General features: G+C 47.7%; 19 protein-coding genes. 8 read left to right on the top strand and 11 right to left on the bottom strand.

Translation table 11 applies throughout. The features are described from left to right. Nucleotides 1-72: 72 nt before the first annotated feature. Nucleotides 73-486 carry a hypothetical protein gene (locus tag Q1V85_RS10075; protein ID WP_300599491.1) on the bottom strand — a complete coding sequence of 138 codons (414 nt, stop codon included), beginning with the start codon at nt 484-486 and terminating at the stop codon, nt 73-75. Between the two features lie 429 nt (nt 487-915). Here Q1V85_RS10075 and Q1V85_RS10070 point away from each other — a divergent pair, with 429 nt between their 5' ends. Both Q1V85_RS10070 and Q1V85_RS10065 read left to right on the top strand, forming a co-directional pair. Continuing rightward, entirely contained in the window at nt 916-1491 is a 576-nt protein-coding gene (locus Q1V85_RS10070; protein ID WP_300599489.1) for a sigma-70 family RNA polymerase sigma factor, read from the top strand. Then, nucleotides 1481-2821, top strand: a complete 1341-nt coding sequence (locus tag Q1V85_RS10065) for a carboxypeptidase regulatory-like domain-containing protein (protein WP_300599483.1) — start codon at nt 1481-1483, stop codon at nt 2819-2821. Before Q1V85_RS10070 ends, Q1V85_RS10065 begins: the two co-directional genes overlap by 11 nt. Before the next feature lie 414 nt (nt 2822-3235). Here Q1V85_RS10065 and Q1V85_RS10060 read toward each other — a convergent pair whose 3' ends face one another. The 3 genes from Q1V85_RS10060 to Q1V85_RS10050 all read right to left on the bottom strand — a co-directional run bounded on the left by Q1V85_RS10060 (nt 3236) and on the right by Q1V85_RS10050 (nt 6632). Beyond that, entirely contained in the window at nt 3236-4213 is a 978-nt protein-coding gene (locus Q1V85_RS10060) for a DUF1080 domain-containing protein (protein WP_300599481.1), read from the bottom strand. 149 nt (nt 4214-4362) lie between these two features. Next, nucleotides 4363-5715, bottom strand: coding sequence for a sulfatase-like hydrolase/transferase (locus Q1V85_RS10055; RefSeq protein WP_300599478.1), 1353 nt, complete (start codon nt 5713-5715; stop codon nt 4363-4365). 50 nt (nt 5716-5765) lie between these two features. Beyond that, nucleotides 5766-6632 carry a mechanosensitive ion channel domain-containing protein gene (locus tag Q1V85_RS10050; RefSeq protein WP_300599476.1) on the bottom strand — a complete coding sequence of 289 codons (867 nt, stop codon included), beginning with the start codon at nt 6630-6632 and terminating at the stop codon, nt 5766-5768. Between the two features lie 204 nt (nt 6633-6836). Here Q1V85_RS10050 and Q1V85_RS10045 point away from each other — a divergent pair, with 204 nt between their 5' ends. Together Q1V85_RS10045 and Q1V85_RS10040 are read left to right on the top strand one after the other, a co-directional pair. Beyond that, entirely contained in the window at nt 6837-7694 is an 858-nt protein-coding gene (locus tag Q1V85_RS10045) for a transglutaminase family protein (protein ID WP_300599473.1), read from the top strand. A 118-nt stretch (nt 7695-7812) separates the two neighbouring features. Next, complete coding sequence (locus Q1V85_RS10040; protein ID WP_300599470.1) at nt 7813-8172, top strand: hypothetical protein; 360 nt, start codon at nt 7813-7815, stop codon at nt 8170-8172. Between the two features lie 4 nt (nt 8173-8176). On the opposite strand, the gene Q1V85_RS10035 is transcribed toward Q1V85_RS10040, so the two are convergent. The 7 genes from Q1V85_RS10035 to Q1V85_RS10005 all read right to left on the bottom strand — a co-directional run bounded on the left by Q1V85_RS10035 (nt 8177) and on the right by Q1V85_RS10005 (nt 16905). After that, nucleotides 8177-8881 carry a sulfite exporter TauE/SafE family protein gene (locus tag Q1V85_RS10035; RefSeq protein WP_300599467.1) on the bottom strand — a complete coding sequence of 235 codons (705 nt, stop codon included), beginning with the start codon at nt 8879-8881 and terminating at the stop codon, nt 8177-8179. Next, complete coding sequence (locus Q1V85_RS10030) at nt 8882-9319, bottom strand: FixH family protein (RefSeq protein WP_300599464.1); 438 nt, start codon at nt 9317-9319, stop codon at nt 8882-8884. It abuts the gene before it with no gap. 11 nt (nt 9320-9330) lie between these two features. Further along, nucleotides 9331-10752 (bottom strand): cytochrome c oxidase accessory protein CcoG, encoded by a 1422-nt coding sequence (ccoG, locus tag Q1V85_RS10025; RefSeq protein ID WP_300599461.1) that lies wholly within the window; start codon nt 10750-10752, stop codon nt 9331-9333. A 27-nt stretch (nt 10753-10779) separates the two neighbouring features. Continuing rightward, nucleotides 10780-11961, bottom strand: coding sequence for a cbb3-type cytochrome c oxidase N-terminal domain-containing protein (locus Q1V85_RS10020; RefSeq protein WP_300599459.1), 1182 nt, complete (start codon nt 11959-11961; stop codon nt 10780-10782). A 183-nt stretch (nt 11962-12144) separates the two neighbouring features. Next, nucleotides 12145-14268, bottom strand: coding sequence for a cytochrome-c oxidase, cbb3-type subunit I (ccoN, locus tag Q1V85_RS10015; RefSeq protein WP_300599456.1), 2124 nt, complete (start codon nt 14266-14268; stop codon nt 12145-12147). Nucleotides 14269-14277: 9 nt separating this feature from the next. Next, nucleotides 14278-14436: a cbb3-type cytochrome oxidase assembly protein CcoS gene (gene ccoS, locus Q1V85_RS10010; RefSeq protein ID WP_235552865.1), complete on the bottom strand. Its 159-nt coding sequence runs from the start codon at nt 14434-14436 to the stop codon at nt 14278-14280. Between the two features lie 69 nt (nt 14437-14505). Further along, a complete protein-coding gene (locus tag Q1V85_RS10005) occupies nt 14506-16905 on the bottom strand; it encodes a heavy metal translocating P-type ATPase metal-binding domain-containing protein (RefSeq protein ID WP_300599449.1) in 2400 nt (799 codons plus the stop codon). A 371-nt stretch (nt 16906-17276) separates the two neighbouring features. Here Q1V85_RS10005 and Q1V85_RS10000 point away from each other — a divergent pair, with 371 nt between their 5' ends. From Q1V85_RS10000 to Q1V85_RS09985, 4 genes are all read left to right on the top strand, one after another. Further along, nucleotides 17277-17663 (top strand): BlaI/MecI/CopY family transcriptional regulator, encoded by a 387-nt coding sequence (locus Q1V85_RS10000; RefSeq protein ID WP_300599447.1) that lies wholly within the window; start codon nt 17277-17279, stop codon nt 17661-17663. Nucleotides 17664-17665: 2 nt separating this feature from the next. Beyond that, the gene (locus Q1V85_RS09995) at nt 17666-19363 is read left to right on the top strand and encodes a M56 family metallopeptidase (protein ID WP_300599445.1); all 1698 of its coding nucleotides are present in this window, start codon (nt 17666-17668) and stop codon (nt 19361-19363) included. A 212-nt stretch (nt 19364-19575) separates the two neighbouring features. Continuing rightward, nucleotides 19576-19947, top strand: a complete 372-nt coding sequence (locus Q1V85_RS09990) for a co-chaperone GroES family protein (RefSeq protein WP_300599442.1) — start codon at nt 19576-19578, stop codon at nt 19945-19947. A 17-nt stretch (nt 19948-19964) separates the two neighbouring features. After that, complete coding sequence (locus Q1V85_RS09985) at nt 19965-20360, top strand: cupin domain-containing protein (RefSeq protein ID WP_300599441.1); 396 nt, start codon at nt 19965-19967, stop codon at nt 20358-20360. The last annotated feature ends 33 nt before the right edge of the window (nt 20361-20393 follow it).

The following is a 20393-nucleotide window of genomic DNA, read 5'->3' as shown; positions in this document are numbered from 1 at the left end:
TAAGCCTTAAACGGATCTAACCCGACACGGCGGGCACGCCTGAAATATTGAACGTTAAACCAGAAACACGCCCTAGTCTTCCTGCACTCCATCCTCTTTTAACTCCATCTTTGGAAAAAGGATCGTCAGCATCAGGATGACAGAGGCCAGTAATATCAGGTAGAGGCCGATCTGCCGTTCAGGGCAATCACCGGCCTCGCAGCGGCCAAAGAGAATAAAGTTCCGTATTGCCCAGGCCAGGTTCAATACGCCAAACAGCAAATTCAGCCGCTTTGCCCAGATCCGGGCTATAAACGTAAGCAACAGGATCCCAGCCGTTAATATAAAATGATTATATGCCGGCCTGCCATAGCGGGTACCGGTTGTATCTACTCCGGACAAGGTAAGCCTCATCGACTGGATCTGCGACCAGGGCATAAAACAGGCGATCGCAAGAATGAGTGCAGCCAGTAACGCCAGCCATTGAGAACGACTAAGAATTTTCATCCTGCAAATAAAGAACAATCGGTTCTATAAAACAAGAGCGCTCCGTTGAAAGAGCGCTCTTAAGAGTTTATAGGATAAACGGTTGAATGGTCGCGTATTAAATCAGAAGAGAACTACGCTGATCTTTTTGACCATGGATGCAGCAACGGCCTACCCTACTATTATAAATATTATGCCAAAATTCAAAAATGCATGTTTTGAGGCTACAAAAATTTATATATCAATATATTATACAAAAGTTTGAGTTGTTAAAGCCGAGGGCTCCGGGAGGAATTGCATTATATGCTATTGCCGTTTTCTGCTGTACACCGGTGGTCCCGGCAGGGCAAATCAGTTCGCTTCAGCTATGTTTTTCAGGAACATGGGCCTCTGGAAAAAAAAAATTATCTTGCACAGGTTAGAAGACGCGCAAGGCAACTTTTAATCTATTTGAGTAAAATCGTCAGCATACCTGTAGCCGCAACAGCCACCGATGCGGAACTTCTGGATCAATTTAAATTTAAAGGAGATCAGGAGGCGTTGGCGCATTTATACCTGAGATACAGCGACTTAATTTATGGGGTTTGCCTAAAGTACCTGGAAGATCCGGAAGATGCCAAGGATGCGGTTATGAACATTTATGAAGAGCTGGGAGAAAAGGTGCAAAGACATGAGGTTCAGAACTTTAAAAGCTGGTTATATGTGCTGGCCAAGAATCATTGTTTGATGATCCTGAGAGCTGCCAAAAAAAATATAACGGTAAATTTAGACACACAGCTTGTGCAATCGGGCGATTTTTCGCATCTGGATGGTATCATAGAAAAAGAAGAAGCCTTTAAGAAACTGGAAAAATGTATGGAATCGCTTCCGTCGGAACAGGAAAAAACGATCCGTTTGTTTTACTATGATAATAAGTGCTACAACGAAATAGCAGAAACAACGGGCATGGAATGGAATAAAGTGCGTAGCCTGATCCAGAACGGAAGGCGGAATTTAAAAAACTGTATGGATAAAAATGCCAACTGATCCCACATACCCCTATTCCGTTGAAGATATCCGAAGATATCTGAGCGGAAGTATGTCTCCTGCAGAAATGCATGAGATGGAAAAGGCTGCATTAGACGACCCCTTACTGGCAGATGCGCTGGATGGCTATCGGACGGCCACGCCCGCCGTAACCGATTTGCATCTGAATGAGATCCGGAGCCGGATCAGCGCACAAAAGCCCGACGCTACCCGGCAATCTCCGGTAGTGGCATTACATAAAACAAAATGGTGGCGTGGCCTGGCGGCCGCAGCGGTGATTGGTATAATGGCCACAGGGGCCTGGTTCTTTATGCATCCCGGTGGCAACAGTACCAGCCAGATAGCTAAAAATAGTCCGCCGGTGGCTCCATCTGCATCCCGGCCGCTTACCGATTCAGTTACAGCTCAAAACGACCTTTTTAAAAATAGGGATAGCGCTGCCGCCCTGCAACAGCTTCCGGCGGCTGCTGAAGAAAAGACAGCAAAACACGTAGATGTAGTTAGAAAAACAATTACTGTGCACAATCCTCCTGCACTCCAGGCTGAGGAAGCGAAGATTGCGGCTGCGGATCAACAGGTAGCCCAGGCTCCGGTGCCGGAAATGGCCACTATTGAGGCGGCCAGTCCTCCTTCACAGGCAAATGCTTTTACAACCAATGCTCCTGTTCGTATACGAGGTGCCAGTACAATAGCCAAAGCAGCGCCTCAAAATGAAAACGGTTTTATGATGGTTAACCGCAGGGAACCATACTATATGGGAAAGGTTACGGATAAGAGCGGTAATCCCATCCCGGGCGTTACAATTTCCACTCTCCGAAATCAATCAACCGTTTCCAATGTGGACGGCAGTTTTCGCCTGCCAGCGCTGGACTCTGCCGGCAACCTCAGTTTTATAGCCCCGGGATATCAGGATAAAACGCTGGAGCTCCTGGCCGGAAAAGTGGCCGGCATTCAACTGAACCAGGCCGACAGTAACCTGAGCGATGTAGTGGTGGTCGGTTATAGAAAGCAAAAAAAACAGGCGCTTACAGGGGCCAGCAGCAGTTACAAGGTAGATACACTTCCTTATAAAGAATCCCCATATCCGCAAGGCGGATGGGATAGTTTTTATAATAACCTTACCGCCGAAATGGGCGTTAATAAATACAATGCTTCCAAGGATCTGCACCTGCGGTTTACCGTTGAAAATGGTTTACCCGAAAAATTCACGGTTGTAAAAGCACCGGATGAAGCTACCGCGCAGAAAGCCATCTCCATTATTAAGAAGGGCCCTAAATGGAAAACCAGTAAACGGAAAAAGAAGGTGGACGTAAAAATAAAGGTAGATTAAGCCACCCGTAAAATTTAATATTACCACAATGATACAGGACAGAATAATGCTGCCCTCTGCTGCTAACGGCATGCATCCCGGTTCAGCAAAAACAAGCCTGCAAGGAAAGAAGCATTGTTGTTCGGCCATTTCGGAAATATCGATGGCTCCAGTTAATCAGAACCTACTTTAATGTTTTGTTTGTTAACCTTATGCCGGCACGAATCTCCCCGGCTATATAAACGCTTATATACCAGTCCAAATTTGTAACATTTTTTTTGTAGCAAAATAAAATTGCTACAGATTTTTTGCTACAATTCCGGCCAGCTCTTATAAGCCGGTTTATCGGAATAGTATAATCAATAGAAAACGGCTGAAACAACCCAATAAAAAAGGGCCTTTACAGGCCCTAATCAACTATATTAACTCATACCGCTATTTAGCAGGAGTAATTACGATCTTGCGGAATTCGATCGGACCATGGTCGCCCTGGATATAGATCGGTCCGGCTTCTCCTTCGTTGCTATCCAATGCCCCGCCGGTGATACCCGGAATTTCCTGGTTGCTGATCACTGTTTTACCATTTACCACAACCGTAACCATTCTTCCAATGAGAGTAATATCATAACTCTGCCATTGATCCGGTCCTTTTGCATTGATTTCGCTGGGCGTCAGGAAGCCATAGATCCCGCTGAACAAAACGCTTGACGGATGCGCGTCTTTCGGGCTGTCTTCAATCTGCGTTTCGTATCTTCCCCGGAGGTAAACACCGCTGTTGCTGCCTTTATGATAACGGAACTCCACGTGCAATTTAAAATCATTGAATTTTTCATCAGAGATCAGGTTGGCTCCGGAGTGCGGGCTTGTTAACACACCGTTCTTAACGATCCATTGATTAGCCGCTCCTACTGCTCTCCAGCCATTCAGGTCCTTGCCATTAAACAGGTTGATCGGCTTGCCCCAAACCGGCGCCGCAGTTCTTTTTAAAAGCGGAGCTTTTACACCTTTCCAGTTGTATTTTTTACCTTCGCTGGTTACCACGGTGCCTTCGATACCATCACCGGCCAACGTTCCTTCGATCACAAAATCCTGGTTCCCTTCCTCCCATTGCGGCGGAATGGTAAAACTGAATTTGCCATTATTAAAATTCACTTTCGCTACCGGACGGGCACTTCCGGTGATGCCCACAAAATATCCTACCAGTGTTCTGGTTCCGGATAGCTTCACCTCCAGCCAGGACGGAGAAGGTTTACCATCTACGTCTACCGTAATATCCCAGCGGCCGATCAGGTCCTTAGCATCTGCCGCCGCTGTGCGCACCGGCTGCGGCTTTTCCCAGGAAGCCGGGCTGCCATGAACGGAAGCCGCTGCCAATAAGCAACTCACACCAAAAACAAGAAAACGTTTACGCATAAAAATGATTTATTTAATGATTTAGTTTTTGACAGCCGGGCTATTCAAAAAAAATGCACCCGGCCTAACGAAACCGGAAGATAAGATTTATTTCGTTTTTTTGTAAATCCGATCCATAAGCGGTTTGCACATCGGATATCCGTGCAGGATCATTCGCCGTAGGCGGCAAAATTATCAAAGACCTTTTTTAAGGCTGCAGCCTTTTCTTTATTGCTATTGACCAGGTTCACCCTTTCCGATGGATCTTCATCAAGATTAAACAGCTCTTTCACTGCGGGGATCAGTTGCCCGGTAACCGGGTGTTCCCAGGCGGGAGCCTCCCGGTATTTCCACTGTTTTAGTTTTACCGCTTCGGGTTTACCATGATTTACGATAAATATCGGCCGATGCTCAAAATTGCGGGGCGCTATCTTGCCTTCCAGCAACCGGCTGATGTCCTGCCCATCCAGCTCCCGGCCTGCCGGCAGTGCTGTGCCCGTCCATTTTGCAAGGGTTGGCAATACATCTACATTACTGATGGCTTCACTAAGCTGCAACCCGGCAGGTATGTGATTTTTCCAATAAACAATAAACGGCACACGGGCACCGCCCTCGTAGGACTGGGCTTTGGATCCTCTGAAGATACCCGCGGCACCGGCATCTGAACGCTTCGTAATTCCATCCTTTTCCATCCTTGGCGGGTATTCGCTCCAGGGACCATTGTCGCTGGAGAAAATAAAAATCGTATTATCAGCCATTTTTTTCTGCTCCAATACCTTCCAGATATCAGCCAGGCCTTCATCGATCTCTGTGATCACTTTCCCTAAAGGACCACCTTCTTTCCCTTTAAGTTTAGCCGCAGTGGCGGCATAAGCCACAGGCAGGTGGGGCAGGTTATGTGCCAGGTACAGGAAGAAGGGCTTCCCGGGCTGCTGCTGTTCAATAAACCGGATCGATTCCCGGGTATACAACCGCGTAAGCAGGGAGTCTGCCGGTTTTTCCAGTTCCGGCCTGGTATTCCGGAAGATCTTAATGACCGTATCTGTATTTACATACGGGTACCGGTAATCATGGCTATACAACAGCCCATAAAAAGCATCAAATCCCTGGCCATTGGGTTTGTTGTATGCTTTTTGATCGCCAAGATGCCATTTCCCCACCATTGCTGTACGATAACCGTTTTTCTTCAGCATTTCAGCCAGCGTTATCTCTGCATCCGGCAATCCCAGCGGGGAACCCGGCGCAATCGGATCCGGAAGATTATAGCGCGAAGCATAGCGGCCGGTTAAAAGGGATGCACGCGAAGGCGTGCAGGACGGACTGGTTACCACATAATTGGTTGCCAGCAAGCCGCTGCCGGCCATTTTATCGAGGAACGGCGTCCGGATCACCGGGTTGCCATAGCAACCGATATCGGAGTAACCCAGGTCATCCGTCAGCACAAAAATGATATTCGGCCGTTGCTGGGCAAGACCTGTTACTGCAGTAAACAGCAGCAGCGAAAAAAGATAAAGATGTCGCATATAATTCAATCACAGTTTTTACATTATTCCTGATAAAGGCCCCTCCTTTCTTATAGCCTTTCACGGTGGGTTTCGGTTAATTGCAACACGGCATTCAGCACAGCGCTTTCAATCCGTTTCTGCCGGCGGTTGCTGCTGTCGATCGCATGCAGGTCTATTTTATATTTAATAAAATCCTTCCCCATATCGGCAATCCTCACCAGCATTTCCCCTCCCGGAATCAGGTCCGGCATGGTTTTCAGCACCGGCTCCAACCTTGTGCTTAACGTCTGCACATCCATCTTATCAGCCAGGGGCAGTTCAAAACGCACGGTCAGCTTATCCGATACCTGCGCCGATTTATTGATCACGGTAGCGGTAAAAACAAGATTATTGGGTACCAGCACCATATCTTCCTCCTCATTCAACACCACAATATTTGCAAAAGTGATATCAATGATCTTACCGGAATGTTCACCTACGCGGATATGATCCCCGATGGAGAACTGTTCGGAAAACATTACGATCAGCCCACTGATCATATTGGTAATGTATTCCCTAAAAATAACTGCGATGGCCATGGCAACAATGGTCATGCTGGTGATAAAGTCTTTGGGATTGATGCCCAGCGCGATCATGACCGACACCACTGCAAAAACAGCATTCAGTATGGCTGCCAGGCGGTTAATTCCCAGCACAAAATTGCCCCGTACTTTATTTGACGCATGCCTGCGGTTATAAAAGGAAACAAGGATAAACTTACCAATGGAAATAAGCACACTTGCCGTAAGAAACGTATTCAGTCCATATGCCAGCTGCAGCAGGTAGGGATGCTGAGCGTAAAAATCATTGAAAACAGGAAACGAAATGCTCAGCAGGATCCAGGCCAAAAGCCGCAACATAAAAGATACCGGTATCGTTCCCTTGCGCTGTTCCATCTACATGATTTAGCTGCCAAGCTAATCATTTTGAACGAATTTAAAAACTGTTTAAAGCGGGCTTTGGCAAACGGCCATTACACAGTTCGAAGGTAGTTGGCAGCAGGCGTAATTTTATTCCTGCGCACCGTCATAAACCGTGTTATGCACGGGTGTGGATTTATATTTTTGTTCTGCACCCTGTAGCCGGCTATCTTTGAACGGATGGACGAGAAAAACGAAGTAAATGCATTGCTCAATCTGATAGACGACCCGGATAACGAAATTTATGAGGCCGTTAGTAACCGCATCATTACTTATGGACTTCCAATGATTCCCAACCTGGAACATTTATGGGAAACCACGGAAGACAAAGAAGTACAGGAGCGTATTGAATTGCTGATTCACCGGTTGTATTTTTCCGGGTTGCATACCGATTTCAAACAATGGAACGAGGCCGGGCATCACGAGCTACTGCCGGCCCTGCTTTTAATTGCTAAATTTCTTTACCCTGAGATGCAGGCTGCCAAAGTATTGCACAACGTGGAGCGGCTGCGCAGAAACATCTGGCTGGAGATCAACAATTACCTTACCCCGCTGGAACAGGTACACATTATTAACAGTATTATTTATAATTATATCGGCCTTAAGGGAAATACCAATAATACGGAACGCCCCAATGAATACCTGCTTCCGCAGATCCTTGAATCCAAAAAAGGAAATCAAACCGGCATTGGCTCACTTTATTTATTGCTGGTAGAAATGCTGGATATTCCCATCCGGTTGATGCGCATCCCCCACCAGTTTGTACTGGGCTATTGCAAACCCGGTTTGGGCGATACCACAGGACATTACGAAGTGGAGTTTTTTATAGAGCCTTCGCTGGGACAGGTTTTTACACATACCGACCTGCATCACTATCTTAAAAAAATTGCTGTGGAAGATACGCCGGACCTGCTTCGCCCACAATCGAACCGGGAGGTTATTAAACAGGTATTAGCCGACTTCCGGGAATGTTTTAATAATGATCTTCAGCGTGTACAGTACCAGGAGCTGGAATCGCTGATTCGCCTGCTGGATTAATTTTCAAAACCATAAGGTTCCTGCTGCGTTTCTGTTTTTTGTTTTGCTACCCCGCTTTTATTCCGGGTGCAACCCCTGCTTTTATTTTACGGTCTAACCCTTTTATAAAAGTTGTATCATGAAAAACTATTCAAAACCGTTCCTGCTCCTTTTATTTGTAACAGGAGCCGCACTTGCCGGCGGGGCCCAAACAACAAAAGAGGCCAACCGTCAGAAGCCGGTTGCGGCAATGCCGTCTAATACAGATAGCACCAGCAGCGGGAAAGAACTGGAGGCAAGTCTTGCCAAAGCAGCCGCCGCAGCCGAACGGGCCGCCGATAAGATCCGGAACATTATTGAAAACAAGGCTGATAAATTAGCAAAGACCAGTCAGCCCTATGTAGACAGTCTTGCAGCCGCTACTGCCAGCCTGATCGAAAAGCTGGCCCGGGAACTGGACAAGATGGTGGATACGCCCCCCTCTCAGAAAACAAAATAGGCATTTATTTTACCGGGTGGCAATTCACAGTCCCAGCGCCTGTTGAAAAGGCCGGACTGATATATGGAATGCCCAGGTTCAGGCCCCTCAGCACCATCAGTAGCGCCACACACCCTATAAAATAAGGCAACAGTTTTTTTATACGAACCCTGAAAGAAAATGAAAGATGATGCCCCGTAAGCATCAGAACGGCCATTAACGGGATCGTACCCAGGCCAAACGCAGCCATAAAGATACCCGATGTGAAGATGCCGCCCATAACCAATGCAGTGGCGATGGCCATATAAACCAGGCCACAGGGCAATAATCCATTCAAAACGCCAATCAACAGGAATGAAAGCGGCCGGTTACGGCGGGTAAGAAACCGGGCCAGTGTTCGTTTAATAGTTTGTTGTATGCGCTTGAACCATTTTATCTCCGGGAGGTACCGGACCGGCAGTAACATCACCAATAATACAACGCCCATGGCAACAGAGAAATACTGCTGGTACCCGACGATGGCAAACCGGTACCCGGCCCATCCAAGCACCGCACCCATCAGGAAGTAAGTCAGTACCCGGCCCAGGTTATAAAACAATACTGATAGCAGCCGGGAATGGGATTCCGACGCATCCAGCGGAATCGACAATGCCAGCGGACCACACATCCCGATGCAGTGGAAGCTGCCTGCAATGCCCATGCCCAAACCGGCAAGTATTGCGGCTACCATTTACGGAATTTGAATATTTTCTTCATGGTAATATCTTATATGATTGTTCTCCCACGCTACGCTTGCCCGGTACCATCCCTTTACAAATGAGCTGCGGGGCAAAGAATAAACCGATACGCTTCCGGACTGAATGGGTATCCGGCGATCTGCCGCACTTGCAGACATCCGGAGAAACTCTATATGCCCCGAGTCAAGACGATCAGACGCTGCTTCCGGAAGCCGGACCCAAATGCTGCCGGCCGAATCGCGGATGGAAACGGGCTGACCCAGCGCGGCCAGCTGTTGCTTACCGTCGATCACCTGCTGATATTTCAGTTCCTTCTCATAATAATTTGCGTCTACCGTTTCATTCGTCTGCCGCATGGCAATGCCCACCATAAAGCTCATTCCGGCGAGGAACACCGCCAATACAATCACCACCCTGATTCCCCAGTTCATCTGCATTTGTTTTAAATAAAGGGTCCTAAAAATTTTGATTTTATCGTTGCCGTTTTTTCACCGTTGATATACACCCCGATCCGGATATCGGTGGACCGGGCCTTAATACCCGCTACGGGTAATACGATGAAAAAAGTGCGGTTACTCAGGCGCTCTTTTTTCAACACATTATGTGAGGAATCGATCATACGCACCCGCCCGGGCACAGGGCCTTCCACCTTTAATTCAAACCGCATATCTTCCCGCGTTTTATTGATGATCTTTGCCTGGAAAAGATTCGACAGTGAATCCTTCCCTACTTCCTGGTATAATTGCCCTTTTACCCGGGATATGGTGGTATCGATGCGCTTCCTGGAAAGAACGAGGAAGCTCATGAGCGTTACTAAAACAACCAGGATAACGGAGTAGAATTTCATTCTTCCGTTAAAATGAAAAGGTTGTTTTTTTGAGATCTGGTTTTCGGAGGCCATGCGGATCAATCCCTCCGGCCGGCCGATCCGGAACATCACCTCATTACAGGCATCCATACAGGCCGCGCAACCTACACATTCCATCTGCACGCCATTGCGGATATCGATACCTGTAGGACAAACATGTACACAAAGTTTGCAATCAATACAATCTCCCAGCGACTGCTGCTCTTTCTTTGCCAGCTTGCCCCGGGGCTCACCCCGGTTATAATCGTAAGAAACCTGCATGGTATCTTTATCGAACAGCACGCCCTGGAGTCGTCCATACGGGCAAACAGTGGTACAAACAATATCCCGCACAAAGGCGAAGACAAAATAGAAAAGCCCGGTAAAAAACAAGAGCCCGGCAAAAAGCCCGATATTTTCCGATATGGGGCTTCGCATCAACGCCAGCACTTCCTGCACGCCCAGGATATAAGAAAGAAAGGTATGAGCGATCAGGAAGGAGACGATAAAGAAGACCAGGTGCTTTACTGCTTTTTTTGTAAACTTCTGTACGCTCATTGGCGCCGCATTGAGCTTTTTTTGCTGGGTGGGTGTGCCTTCGATCCACCATTCGATCTTCCTGAAAACAAATTCCATAAATACGGTTTGGGGGCAAACCCATCCGCAAAAGACACGTCCGTAAATAACGGTAAACAGCGCCACAAATACAATGGCCAGCACCATCGCCACGGCGAAGATGAAGAAATCATCCGGCCAGAATATTTTTCCAAACAGGATAAAACGGGCCTCCGGAAAATTCAGCTCCACAGCGGGCATGCCATTGATCTTTATAAAAGGCAATGCAAAAAACAACAACAGGTAACCGGCAGACAACCATTGCCGGTACCGGTATAATTTCCCCTTGGGCCGGAGCGCATATACCCAGTTACGCCTCCCTTTTTCATTTATGTTGCTGTGCCGGTCTCTAAAACTATTGCTGACTTTTTGCGGACCAACGGCTTCATCTTCTGCCTTCATCCTTTATGGTTTCTTTTTATAAATGGTTTACCTGGCAACGCCGCTATCCGCCTTGGCCAATGCCGGTGCAACATCTGTTGGAGGAGGTGCATCTTTAAAGAGATCGCCCTGCGGCTCCTTGGCACCCGGAGGATTACTGCCATGGATGGATTTAATATAACTGGCGATTTCGGCGATCTGTTCCGCAGAGAATACATCCTTCCAGCTCATCATTCCTTTTTCTACCACCCCCAGCCTGATCGTCTTAAACACCTCCCCTATCTTACCACCATGCAGCCAGTAATCATCCGTAAGATTAGGGCCAACACCTCCCTGACCGGCGTTGCCGTGACAAGCCGTACAGTTATTCATAAATAGCTGCTTTCCTGCTTCAATACCTGCGGCATCGGCCATCACCACGGTATTTTCATTTACTGCATCGCCCTTTGATTTCATATAAGCAGCTACCTTAAGATTTCCCTTTGTAACGGCGATCTCATATTCTTCATACTGGTTGGGCGCCGCATGCGCTACATGGTACCGCCACAGATAACCGATACCGAACAGGATCGAAGCCAGAAAGGCAATGGTAAACCAGGGTGGTGTAGCATTATCCAGCTCGCGGATTCCATCATAACTATGGCCTACATCCAGCGACTGCTCCTCCTCCATCGGCCTTAACTTATTGGCTTTGCGCCACCAGGCACTCAATCCTTTATAGGTTTCTTTTTTGGCACTTACACTGGCCGCGCGCATTTCCTCGATACCGGTAAAAAAGCGGATCCAGTAAATAAAAATGAAGATGGTGAGCAGTTCCAATATGATCACCCCTACCAAAATATACCGCAGAATCTTAGCGTCGGTGAACGGGTTGGAAACCGTTACGGCCGCCGCCGCATCCTCCTGTCCAAATGCCTGCATCCCAACAACTACAGCCGCCAGTGTCAGCAACGGTTTGATGTAATCTGCTCCTGTATTTTTTCCGCCGTTATTGTTCGCCTTTTGATTTTTTTTCCGTTCCCTGTACACATCCATGGAGGCGTTTAAGGTAAAACCCAGCATACCGATGATCAATAACAGGAAAATGATCACGATCAGCAACACCATATTTACATCCAGGACCAACCGGGGTGCTTGCGGCGTTTGTTCTGCTGCCATCGCCGGCAATGCTGCCAGGCTGCCCCATCCGCTAAACCATACGATTTTTTTTAAACGTTTTATCTCTTTCATTGCAGCTTTATTTAAGTTCATCAAATGGCAGGTTTTCCATTTCAGAGATGCTTTCCGCGCTTGTTCTCATTGCATAAATAACAACAACTATAAACAACGCCATAAACAATACCAGCGAAATAACCGGGTAAATGCTTACTCCGCTTATCTTTTCCAAATAGTTTATAAATTTCATGGTAACAATTATTCGGGTTTATGATTTGCTGCTTTAATATCTTTTCCCAGGCGCTGCAGGTAGGCAATCAGGGCCACGATCTGCTTATCACTGCCAATAGCGATCTTTTCTTTTTTCAGCCGGTCCGTGATTTCTACCGCCTGCTGTTTCAGATCTTTTACTGCATCAGCCTCATAGCCCTCCGGATAAGGAACGCCCAGTTTGCGCATGGCATATATTTTGGAATTGGTAGATCCGATATTGATCTCTTTTTCAAATAGCCAGGGATACGGTGGCATTACAGACCCTGGTGCCATAGAAACCGGTTCCAGCATATGATTAAAGTGCCAGCTATCCGGGTACTTGCCGCCTACGCGGGCCAGATCGGGGCCGGTGCGTTTGCTGCCCCAAAGATGCGGATGATCATACACCGATTCCCCGGCCTTGGAATACTCTCCGTAACGTGCCACTTCATACCGGAACGGGCGGATCATTTGTGTATGACAGTTGTTACATCCTTCCTGTATATAGATATCCCTTCCCTGTAATTCAAGCGGTGTATAAGGTTTTACGCTGGCAATCGTGGGCACATTTTCTTTAACCAGGAAAGTGGGCACCATTTCAATCAGTCCCCCGATGGCTACTACAATAAAACTCAGTATTAACAGCATCACCGGTTTCCGTTCTATTTTAGAATGCCAGTGCGCTTTGGTCGGAGCCTTGTACCCGCGCAGCAAGGGCGGAGCGCTGGCCTCTTCGCTTTCAACAAAACTTCCCTTCCGGGCAGTTTTAACCAGGTTATACACCATCAGCAATACACCGGCCAGGTAAATACTTCCGCCTATGGCCCGTAGTGCATAAAAGGGAACTACGGATTGTACCACATCGATGAACTGGTATTGCAGCTGCCCTTCCGGTGTAAAGGCCGTCATCATAAAATAGGTTCTGAAAGCCGCCCAGTACATCGGAACCGCATACAATACGATACCAAAAGTGCCGATCAGAAAATGGGTACCGGCCAGTTTAGCGGAGTATAGTTTGGTGTTGAACAATCGCGGGATCAGCCAGTACATCATTCCGAAGGTCAGGAAGCCATTCCAGCCGAGGGCGCCGATGTGTACGTGCGCAACCGTCCAGTCGGAGTAATGTGAAATGGCATTTACATTCTTCAGCGAAAGCATCGGTCCTTCAAAAGTGGCCATTCCATAACAGATCACCGCTACTACGATAAATTTCAATACGGGATCTTCCCGTACTTTATCCCATGCGCCTCTGAGCGTGAATAAGCCGTTCAGCATACCGCCCCAGCTGGGAAGCAGTAACATCAACGACAGCGCGGTACCCAGCGATTGTGCCCATTCCGGCAGGGCTGTGTACAGGAGGTGGTGCGGTCCGGCCCAGATATAGATAAAGATGAGGCTCCAGAAATGGATAATACTTAAACGGTAAGAATAGATCGGCCGGTTGGCAGCTTTCGGAAGAAAGTAATACATCATTCCAAGAAAAGGAGTCGTAAGAAAAAATGCCACCGCATTATGTCCGTACCACCATTGCACCAATGCATCCTGTACACCGGCGTACCAGGAATAACTCTTCATAAATGAAATGGGCAGTTCAAAAGAGTTTACGATATGCAGCATGGCCACCGTAACCCAGGAAGCCAGGTAAAACCAGATGGCTACGTATAAATGCCGCTCACGCCGCGTTAAGATGGTACCCATCATATTGATCCCGAACACCACCCAGATGATGGTAATGGCAACATCAATGGGCCACTCCAGTTCTGCATACTCCTTACTGCTGGTATAGCCCATCAGCAGCGTAACAGCAGCCGCTACAATGATCAGCTGCCATCCCCAGAAATGTATGCGGCCAAGGGCCTTGCTCCACATGGGCGTTTTCAGCAACCGCGGCATGGAATAATATACGGCGGTAAAAATGGCGTTTCCCACAAAGGCAAAGATCACCGCGTTGGTGTGCACCGGTCGCACGCGGCCAAAGGTGGTATACTCCATGTTAAGATTCATCACCGGAAAAGCCAGCTGGAATGCAGCCAGCACACCGGCCAGCATACCAATGACGCCCCAGCTTATGGTTGCAATGGCAAAGAGCCTGGGGATCCGGTTATCATAGCTAAATTTCTGAACTTCCATACATTTTGGTTATTTATTTTTTGATGCATTTTTTTCTTCAAACAAGATCCGGTTGGGCGGAGCATAGTCATCTTCAAACTGCCCGTCTTTGATGCTCCAGATGAGACCTGCCAAAAAAATGACGGCGATCAGGAGACTTACAATGGCCGTGATGATAATGATGTTCATTGCGCGGTAAAGGTCTGATGATAAAAGCGGTTACCTATTGACCCAATACAGGTCTGTGCATGATATTGATCAGGGTAGTTTTGTTTTTAACTTCCGGCCATACCATTCGGTAAGCAGGAAGGTGATGAGGATGATTCCGATGGAACTGACCGGCATCAGGATGGCTGCTACCACCGGTGTCAGCAGTCCCTGCAGGGCAAAAAACAAACCGATGATGTTGTAAATAACCGAATACACAAAACTGATCTTAATGACCGTATCAGCTTTTTGGGCAAACCACAACAGCCGATCCAGCCGGGTAAGTGCTCCGGCGTGGATGATGGCATCAGAAGCCGGGGTAAAATGCCCGCCATCCTCCATTACTGCAATGCCTACATCGGCCTGGCGCAATGCTCCGGCATCGTTTAAACCGTCTCCCGCCATCAGTACATTTTGCCCATTCTGTTCCTGTATTTTTTTAATGTAATGGTATTTATCCTCCGGGGATTGGTCAAAGTAAATAGCCGTACCGGCGCCGGTCATTTTTACCAGGCGGTCCAGTTCTGCATTGTTATCTCCGCTGAGTATCGACAATGCCATATGCTGTTGTACCCGTTCTGCGAAAGCCGCAAAGCCTTCCCGGTAGGTATTCTGCAATTCAAAAAAGCCCAGCACTACTCCGTCTGCGCTGATATATACACAGGAGCTGCCGGTACCTGTTGCAGATATTGCCGCGCCCTGCACAAAGAGCCGGCTTCCGGCTTTTATATGTTGCTCCTGCACCCATCCTTCAATACCCAATCCCGGAACATTCCGGAAACTGTCTACCGGAACATCAGGCGCCGTTTTCAGCTCCTCCAGCACCGCCCTGCTTAAAGGATGGGTAGAATGTCTTAACAGCGATGCCACCTGCGATGCCTGCAGCGGATCCAGCAAGCGGCCGTTATACGTTACCCTAAAATGCTTATTCAGGGTAATGGTTCCGGTTTTATCCAATACGATATGATCTACGGCAGCCATGGCCCGGATCACATCAGCATTTTTCAAAAAAAGCCCCGATCTTTTTAAAATCCGCATCACGTTTCCATTTGTAAAGGTTGCGGCCAGCAGCAAGGCACAGGGACAGGCTACGATCAACGTCGTTGTAAGGGCATTCCACATGGTACCGGTTTCGCCACGGGCATACCAGAACATGGCCGCGGCCAGTGTGAGGAACAATACACACCCGGTAAACAGATTGGCGGCCTTATAGAGGAAGTTTCGATCCGCCTCCTTTTTGTCCAAGGCATCCCGGTTCCATAAATTGGTCAGGTATCCCTGGTCTGATCTTTTCATGACGATCAACTCCAGCTTTTCGCCTACCTGCCGGCCACCGGCGTAAATGATGCTTCCCGGGTCTATCAGCTTTGGCAGGCTTTCACCGGTTACAAAACTGTAATCGATGAGCGCTTTTCCTTTTACCAGCACTGCATCCGCCGGGATGATTTCCTGGTCATAGATCTCGATCCGGTCCTTTTCTTTTAATGCACTGATGAGCACCGGTTCTGTTCCCTGATCCCGTTTCACAGTAACCGCAATCGGGAAAAAAGAACGGTAATCCCGGTCAAATACGAGGAACCGTTGTGTTTTATCCTGGGCCCATCTTCCGATCAGCATAAAAAAAACAATCCCGCTCATACTGTCGAAATAGGTATTCCCATCCAACAGGAAAAGGTTATAAAGACTCCGGGAAAAGGTAACGGCAATGGCCAGCGCAATGGAAAGATCGATGTTGAGGGTACCGCCGCGGATCCCTTTCCAGGCATTGGAAAAAAATTCGCGTGCACAATAAAAGACAACCGGAAGCGCCAGTGCCAGCCCGATATAACGGAAGGCCGCCCCAATGCGATCCTGCAGGTAGCCGGCCACCGAAAAATATTCGGGCAGGCTCAGCATCATGATATTGGCAAAGCAAAAACCGGCAATGGCGATCTGCACCATACGTACATTGTTCCGCCGTCCTCCCTCTTTTTTTCTCCCGGGCGATAAATAGGGCTCATACCCGATGCCGGTCATGGTTTCCACCACTTCCCGTACGGAAGTCTTCGACGGGTCCATTATGATAAAGACCTCCTTAGCTGAAAAATTAACTCGCGAAGACAGTACCCCCGGTTGCAGCCGGTTTAAATTTTCCAGTAACCAGAGGCAGCTGCTGCAATGCATATGCGGCACGGATAAAGTCAAATGTCTTTGGGTATCATCTGAAAAAGACACCAGGGTACCGGCAATCGCCGGATCATCCAGGAACGCAAAACGCCCATCCCGCGCAGGATACCGCTGCGGCTGTCCCGGATGCGCATTCAGATCGTAATAGGTACAAAGGGCATTTTCCTGTAATACTTCATAAACCAGCTGGCAGCCTGAACAACAGAAATATTTATCAGCTGTTTTCAGACGATGGTTGGGGCAGGGATCCCCACAATGGTAACAGGCTATTTTTGTATCGGTCATGTTCCGGTGCTATTTTCTTCTGCTCCGGCAAAGGTCCTGTATGAAAAAGGCCGGTATCGTGTCTTCCGTCAGGTATGATCATGATATGAATCATCCTGGTTAAACGCGCAATAAAATCACGTAGACAGGTAGAATTATCTGCTATTTTTCGAGGCATTAAAGAAATACATCTATCAATGCTTAGCCGCTGCCTGCCTGCATATTGTTTTTTCAGCCGACTTGCCACGGGATCCTAAAACACTTTCGCGGGCGGCAAAACCCCTTACCGATAATATTGGCCGATCCCGCCTCCGGCTCAAAAATTTGTTAAAAACCATCCGCAGACCGGTCTCTTACGAAAAAAATCGTAAATTGCCGTTAAAAGGAATTCTATGCCGGAAAACAAATCATTGAAGCCCACAGAAAGCGAATTGGAAATTTTACAGGTTTTATGGGATAAAGGAAATGCTACCGTAAGAGAAGTTCATGAAAACCTGCTTACGTTTAAAGATGTAGGTTATACAACCACATTGAAGCTGATGCAAATCATGAATGAGAAAGGGCTGGTAAAGCGTAATGATTCGTTCCGCACGCACATTTATAAAGCAGCAGTAAATAAGGAGGTCACTCAAAAATATATGCTGAACAAATTTGTGAGCAACCTATTTGGAGGCTCGTCTTCTCAATTGGTGATGCAGGCGCTTGGCGATGGTAAGGTAACCGAAGAAGAGCTGGACAAAATTCAACTGATGATCGATCAGCTTAAAAAGAAAGACTAGCCATGCAAGAGGGAATCTACCATTTATTTACTGCTTTGGGAAACGCGCTGTTCAGCAGCCTTTGGCAAATGGGCATTATTTGGCTGATGATCACCGTGTATATTCATTTACGTCCTGCCGCTTCGGATGCGGCAAACAGCCTGTTGCGTTTTTCCGGGTTAGTAGCCGGTTTTATCCTTTTCCTTGTTACCTTTTTTATTTCCCTCAAAACGCCGCCGGCAGCACCAGGTGTTTTAAAATGGACCTTCCGCCAGGAATGGATTCATCCCATGCTGCGTTACAGCGCGATACTGTACCTGGCCGTGCTGGTATTTCCGTTCCGGAATATTCTTAAAAACTCATTCCGGCTTCGTCAGTTGCGCAGAAATGGTATTGGCCGGGTGCCCGGTGTATTAAAGCTCTTTATGCTCGATGCTGCCGGTTATCTCAATATTAAAAGAAAGGTACAACTGTATACTTCTTCCATTATTTCTTCACCACTGACCATTGGCTTTTTAAAACCGGTGATCCTGTTGCCCCTGGCAATGATCAACCAGCTAACGCCACAGCAGCTGGAGGCGATCATCCTGCACGAGCTGGCGCATATCCGGCGCAATGATTACCTGATCAACCTGGTTATGCAGGTTATTCTGACCTTTTTATATTTCAATCCATTTGCGCGGATGCTTGTAAAAGCACAGGAACTGGATCGCGAAAAATCGGCCGACCAATGGGTGATCCGTTTTGAATATGGCCGTTATATGTACGCCTCCACCCTTTTGCAGCTGGCGCGGAACCAGGTATCTCCCAACGGGTTTGCGATGCAGGCTTCCGGAAAGGAAAGCCAGTTAAGCGACCGGGTAAAATCGATTATGGGCGCCGCTTCCAGGCCGGTATTCCCGTTTAAAAAAGCCGGAATGCTTGCCGGTATGCTGTTACTATCCAGTGGCTTTTATCTCCTTCAACATGCGCAGCCCCCGGCAACTGCGGCCGTCTTTAATGATCTGCAGTCATCACCCGCTGCCACTACCGGCGCCCGCGATATAAAACCTGTTTTTGCTGCAGCATTAACAACCGCTGACCATTCAAAAAATTACAAAGTGCATCCCATACCGGTACTTGAAAAGCCCGAACGTAAACCGGCGGATGATGCCCTGTACGTGAAGCGCAATCAAGATCCCGCCGGAATCATACAAGTTCCTGCGCCACCGGCACCACAGTCAGATCCGGCCCAGCCGTTAGTGCTTTTTGTGGATCGCCCGGTAATAGTAACACCCGATCTTAATAATGCGGAAGAAGCAAAGGTGCAACAATCCATGGCAGCCTTTAAAAAACTGATCACCGAACTGAGCTGGAAACATATTGAAAACGGTTTGGCGGAAACGGTGACAGAGCAACAGAAAAAGGCATTAAAAGAACAATTTAGGAAGGTTATGGACCAGGTAAACTGGGAACAGAACGCCAATATCCTGCGCTCATTATATAAAGACATTGATTGGGAGCAGGCCGATGACCAGCTGAAAGCAAGCCTGAATGCCGTACTCGATACCCAATCCGAACAGTACCGTACAGCCCTGAAACAAGCAACCGCTCAGCAACAGCATACAGCCGACAGCATCTATAGAACGGCTCAGGGAATGCACAAACATGCCGATTCGCTTCACCAGGTTCTCCATAAAAAAGACAGCCTTCCTTCCGGCGGGAAAGTGGTTGATCTCTAAGACACCCCTTCCTGCACCTTCTCTTTATACAACATTGCGAATAAAACAACCGGTTTAAACGGAAAGAGGATTGCAACGTTCACTGCCGGATGACCGTTTTTGAACCTTTTTACAAGACCTTTTGAGTAAAGCTTACCGTTTCTTATCTGATCTGCCGCGCTTTGTGCAACTTCTTTTTATTGGTTATCTTTACCATTCAATTCAGATAAGGTATGAGAATAACCGCAGATAATCGTTTCAGGAAATTAATTGTCATTGGCGACCGGCTTTTGATCCAGCCCATCAAAGGCAATGAACGCACCGAAAGCGGGTTGTACCTGCCGCCGGGTGTGCAGGAAAAGGAGAAGGTTCAACAGGGATATGTTATAAAAACAGGCCCCGGATATGCTATTCCTGTTCCGGTGGAAGACGAGCCCTGGAAATCGGATGAAGACCAGGTAAAATATGTTCCTCTACAGGCACGGGAAGGCGATCTTGCAATTTTTCTTTTGAGTGGCGCTACTGAAGTTATGTATGAAGGTGAAAAATATTTTATCGTTCCGCAAAGCGCCATCCTGATGCTGGAACGGGAAGAAGATTTGTAACCCCAAAAACAAATACGATGAAAGGTTTTCACACAAATATTGAAAAAGATACCCTGGCCAATGATGCCTTTAGAAAAGTGCTGTATACGGCCAGGCAGCTGCAACTGGTTCTCATGACGCTGCAACCCGGAGAAGAGATCGGCGCTGAGGTGCACACGGAAAATGATCAGTTCTTCCGGTTTGAGGGAGGTTCCGGCAAATGTGTGATCGATGGTCACGAATATGCCGTTAGTGACGGATCTGCGATTATTGTTCCCCTGGGTGCCCGTCATAATGTGATCAATACCGGCAGCGAACCGTTGAAAATGTATACCCTTTATGCGCCGCCCCATCATAAAGACGGTATCGTACGGCATACCAGGAAGGAAGCGGAAGAAAACGAAGAAGATTTTGATGGTGTAACCACCGAATAGCGCATACCAGTGCGTATGCGCAAATGCTACAAA

The organism is Niabella sp. (genome assembly GCF_030150205.1).
Lineage (GTDB): Bacteria > Bacteroidota > Bacteroidia > Chitinophagales > Chitinophagaceae > Niabella.
This window is presented reverse-complemented; position numbering and strand designations above follow the sequence as displayed.